The sequence below is a fragment of the uncultured Methanobrevibacter sp. genome, from assembly GCF_947169325.1.
In the GTDB taxonomy this organism is placed as follows: domain Archaea; phylum Methanobacteriota; class Methanobacteria; order Methanobacteriales; family Methanobacteriaceae; genus Methanocatella.
This window is the reverse complement of sequence record NZ_CAMVPN010000129.1, coordinates 1-4,305: the sequence shown is the minus strand read 5'-3', so window position 1 is coordinate 4,305 and position 4,305 is coordinate 1. Positions and strand designations below refer to the sequence as shown.

The window sequence follows — 4,305 nt, the reverse complement described above, 5'->3', positions numbered from 1 at the left end:
ACTTATGATGAAATTGCACAAGAAGCTGGAATTTTCGATGAAAACAAAACCTACAAACCAATCCCAATCGTTGTAGGTGGAAACCACTTATTACCTGCTATCGAAGAAGCTATCATCGGTCTGGAAGAAGGAGAAACCAAACACATTGAAGTGGACTCCGATAACGCATTCGGCCCTAGAAACCCTAAATTAATCCAATTGGTGCCAATGAAAGAATTCAAAAAACAGGGAATGACTCCATACCCAGGTATGAGAATCACCGCTGAAGGATCAACAGGTAAAATCTTAACCGTAAACGGCGGAAGAGTAAAAGTCGACTTCAACCATGAATTAGCAGGAAAAGACTTAGTCTATGATGTGGAAGTATGTGAAGTCATCGAAGACGATGAAGAAAAAATCAAAAGTATGATTGAGTTACACTACTCCAATCCTAACATCGACATTGAAAAAACCGAAATTGACATCGTTGACGGTGTTGCAAACATCAAACTTGATGAAATGGCTAAATTCGACCAACAATCCTACATGGACGTTACCTTTGCAAGATTCAGAATTGCTAAAGACATCTGGGACAATATCGAAGACATTACCAAAGTCAACTTCGTAGATGAATTCGAGAAAAGAGAAGAGTCTTCTGAAGATGAAGAAGACGAAGAATAGATTCATTTTGAGTTATTTTTAAAATAACTCCTTTTTTTACCTATTTTTTTTTAAATCAATACTTTAAAATATTATTTTTTACAAATTTTCATTCATGTTAGATTTAAGTGAACTTCTAGATATTTTCAACAGCGGCAAGACTTTGACCATGGATGAGGAGGCGGCATCCGCCTGCAACTATTACGCCACCGAAACCCAAAAAATCACCTGTGAGATTAACTCCAACTATCATGATCTCGATGAAATCCGTGAAATGTTTTCTGATTTAATCGGTGAAAGGGTCAGCGATGACTTCAGGCTTTTCCCGCCATTCACAACTGATTTTGGAAAGAACATCCATCTTGGGAAAAACGTGTTCATTAACTCCGGATGCAGGTTTCAGGACCAGGGTGGAATATATATCGGTGATAATGTCCTCATTGGCCACAATGTTGTGCTGGCCACATTAAACCATGAGGAAAATCCTAAAAAAAGAGGAAACCTAATCCCTGCACCAATCAGAATAGGTAATGACGTGTGGATAGGCTCAAACGTAACTGTGCTTGCTGGCGTTTCAATCGGTGATGGATCAATAGTCGCTGCCGGTGCGGTCGTAACTAAAGATGTGGCCGAAAACACCATCGTCGCAGGGGTTCCTGCAAGATATATCCGTGACGTTAATGTGGACTAGAGTTTCTCCCCGTTGTGTATTGCCACAATTCCGGGAATCTTGTCCACTTCAAGCTCAAACATGGCTTCCATGCCTTCATTTTCAAAAAGAACGCATTTTTTACTGATCACCTTGCTTGTAAGCAGTGCGGCTACCGGTGGTGTTATCACAAAAATTGAGTTGTTTTCATTCAGTGATTCGGCAGTCTCATCGCTCAGCATTCCTTTGCCGATATGGACCTTAACGCCGTTTTCACTTAAGAACGGTATTGTCGATTCTATCTCTTCCTTGTTGCTTGTGGTCGGAGCAATTCCGGCATCGCTGAATGCGGTATGCATGATTGCCATTCCGTTAATGTCGAATGGGACCTCGCCACGTTCAATGAGCCTGACGAATTGGGGAAGGGCTGCGTCACGTCCGGTATAGATTGTTCCGGATATTGTAATCTGGTCTCCCACTTTGACGCCCGCCAAATCATCATCACGTATTGGTGTTTTCAGGTGAATCATAATATTAGTTTATTTTTAAATTTTTTAAAATTATGCAATTTCGCCGATTTCTAATAACATATTTAAATGTTTGTCAACAAATATATTTCATAATCTATATTTATTTATTATGGATTTTTTAGGAGATTTTAAAATTGATTATTGTTGATGAAAATTTATGTAAAGGATGTCATCTTTGCTTATTTATGTGTTACAAGAACGTATATGCAATATCTCCTGAAGTTAACAAAAAAGGCGTTCAATTGCCTTTCGTTAAGTTCGAAGAGAGGTGCACCAAATGCGGCACCTGTGAGGTTGCATGTCCGGACCAGGCCATAACTGTCGACCTGCCTGACAACTGGTGGATGAAAGAGGGCAATGATGTGAATTTCAATCCAAACTTTACAAAGGAGAAATAGAAATGGCTGAAGAATTTTTTATCCAAGGAAATGAAGCATGTGCAAAAGGGGCAATTGCTGCAGGATGCAGGTTTTTTGCAGGCTATCCGATTACCCCATCCACAGAAGTTGCAGAGACTTTAGCAAGGGAATTGCCGAAGGTCAGTGGTTCATTTGTTCAAATGGAAGATGAGATTGCATCTGCAGGTGCAATAATCGGAGCTTCCTGGGGAGGAGCAAAATCAATGACTGCAACATCCGGACCGGGCATTTCACTCATGCAGGAGAATATCGGTTACGCTTTCATGAGCGAAACTCCTATTGTAATTGTGGATGTGCAGAGGGGTTCCCCTTCAACAGCCCAACCTACAATGGCCGCACAGGGCGACATGATGCAGGCACGCTGGGGATCACACGGAGACTACGAACCGATTGCACTGTCTCCATCAAGCGTACAGGAATTCTTTGATTTCACAATCAAGGCATTCAATCTTGCAGAGGAATACAGATGTCCAGTATTTGTAATGGCCGATGAGGTCATAGGGCACATGAGAGAAAAGATTGTGGTGGACGAGGATATTGAAATCGTCCCAAGAAAAAGGCCTGAGAAAACTGACGATTACCTTCCGTTTGAAAACATCGAAAACGGAACAACTCCGATGCCGGCATTCGGTGACGGATTCAACATACACGTGACAGGACTCACCCACGATGAGAGGGGATATCCTGACACAAACAATCCAGAAACCCATGACATGCTCATACAGAGGATATGCGACAAGGTCTTAAACAACAAGGACAAGATCTGCTCCATAAAGGCTGAAAACTGCGAAGGCGCTGACATCATCATAGTATCCTACGGCGCTCCGGTAAGGTCTGTGGTTGAAGCCGTCAACAGGACTGACAAGAATGTGGGATTCATCAAGATTGACACTCCATGGCCTTTCCCTGACGAGCAGATTGCCGAGCTTACAAAGGATGCAGGTGACATACTGGTCGTTGAGATGAATCTCGGCCAGATGTATTATGAAGTTGACAGGGCATGCAAAAGAAACTCAAACGTCCATCTGATGGGCGTCATCGGAGGGTTACTACCTACTCCGGATGAAATATTGGATCAAATTGACAGAATAGGAGGAAACTAAAATGAGCGAACATAAACAAAATAGATTTCTCCCTTACTTAAGAGAAGACAGGCTGCCACACATTTTCTGTCCTGGATGCGGAAACGGAGCTATCATCAACGCATTTCTAGCAGCAATGGAAAAGGCAGGCATGGACTTTGACAATATCGCAATGGTTTCAGGAATCGGATGCTCTTCAAGAATTCCGGGATACCTCAAATGCGATTCCCTTCACACAACTCACGGAAGGGCACTAAGTTTCGCAACCGGTCTTAAAACCGCAAACAAGGACCTGGATGTTGTAGTGTTCACAGGTGACGGAGATGCTGCATCCATCGGAGGTAACCATTTAATCCATGCGGCCAGAAGAAACATAAACCTGACTGTAATCTGTATCAACAACAATATCTATGGTATGACTGGGGGTCAAATCAGCCCTACATCTCCTAAAGGCAGTTTCGGAACAACTGCTCCATACGGTAATCAGGACACTCCATTCAAGCTGGCAGAACTCGTTGCCGCTGCAGGCGCAAGCTATTCAGCAAGATGGACCACAGTCCAAATCGAAAACCTGGTGCTTGCAATCAAGGCAGGACTTGAAAACCCTGGATTTTCATTCATCGAGGTTGCAACCCAATGTCCGACCTACTTTGGCCGTAAGAACAAGCTGAAAACTCCTACTGCAATGGCTGCTGTAATGAAAGCCAACACAGTGTTCAAATCCGCTGCAGACAGGATGAGGCCAAAGGAACTTGAAGGTAAAATAGTGGTCGGTGAATTTGCAAATGCCAGAAAAGACGAATTTACACAAGGCATTGACAAGATAAGTGTGGAAAAATCAGGTAAGAAGACTCTTATCAATTCCGCATACGAAGTGGAGTTATAGGTGATGACATGAGAACTGAAATTAGAATTTGCGGATTCGGAGGTCAGGGAATTATTCTTGCAGGTATTATCTTAGGTAAATCTGCATGCCTTTTTGACGG

Annotated in this window: 6 protein-coding genes and 1 pseudogene; 6 read left to right on the top strand and 1 reads right to left on the bottom strand. The window is 42.7% G+C overall.

Translation table 11 applies throughout. From position 1 onward, the window contains the following. A partial coding sequence (locus tag Q0W26_RS11585) for a peptidylprolyl isomerase (protein ID WP_298525604.1) occupies positions 1 to 660 on the top strand: 660 nt, incomplete at its 5' end. Between the two features lie 94 nt (positions 661 to 754). Continuing rightward, positions 755 to 1,330 carry a sugar O-acetyltransferase gene (locus Q0W26_RS11580; RefSeq protein WP_298525601.1) on the top strand — a complete coding sequence of 192 codons (576 nt, stop codon included), beginning with the start codon at positions 755 to 757 and terminating at the stop codon, positions 1,328 to 1,330. On the opposite strand, the gene Q0W26_RS11575 is transcribed toward Q0W26_RS11580, so the two are convergent. After that, entirely contained in the window at positions 1,327 to 1,818 is a 492-nt protein-coding gene (locus Q0W26_RS11575) for a fumarate hydratase C-terminal domain-containing protein (protein WP_298525596.1), read from the bottom strand. The genes Q0W26_RS11580 and Q0W26_RS11575 overlap by 4 nt on opposite strands. 134 nt (positions 1,819 to 1,952) lie before the next feature. On the opposite strand from Q0W26_RS11575, the gene Q0W26_RS11570 reads away from it, so the two are divergent. The 4 genes and pseudogenes from Q0W26_RS11570 to Q0W26_RS11555 form a co-directional block, all read left to right on the top strand. Further along, entirely contained in the window at positions 1,953 to 2,216 is a 264-nt protein-coding gene (locus Q0W26_RS11570) for a ferredoxin family protein (RefSeq protein ID WP_298525593.1), read from the top strand. Positions 2,217 to 2,218: 2 nt separating this feature from the next. After that, positions 2,219 to 3,340 carry a 2-oxoacid:acceptor oxidoreductase subunit alpha gene (locus Q0W26_RS11565; RefSeq protein ID WP_298525590.1) on the top strand — a complete coding sequence of 374 codons (1,122 nt, stop codon included), beginning with the start codon at positions 2,219 to 2,221 and terminating at the stop codon, positions 3,338 to 3,340. 1 nt (position 3,341) lies between these two features. Further along, entirely contained in the window at positions 3,342 to 4,205 is an 864-nt protein-coding gene (locus Q0W26_RS11560) for a 2-oxoacid:ferredoxin oxidoreductase subunit beta (protein ID WP_298525587.1), read from the top strand. Between the two features lie 8 nt (positions 4,206 to 4,213). Next, positions 4,214 to 4,305 (top strand): annotated as a pseudogene (locus Q0W26_RS11555) (2-oxoacid:ferredoxin oxidoreductase subunit gamma); the annotation flags it as partial.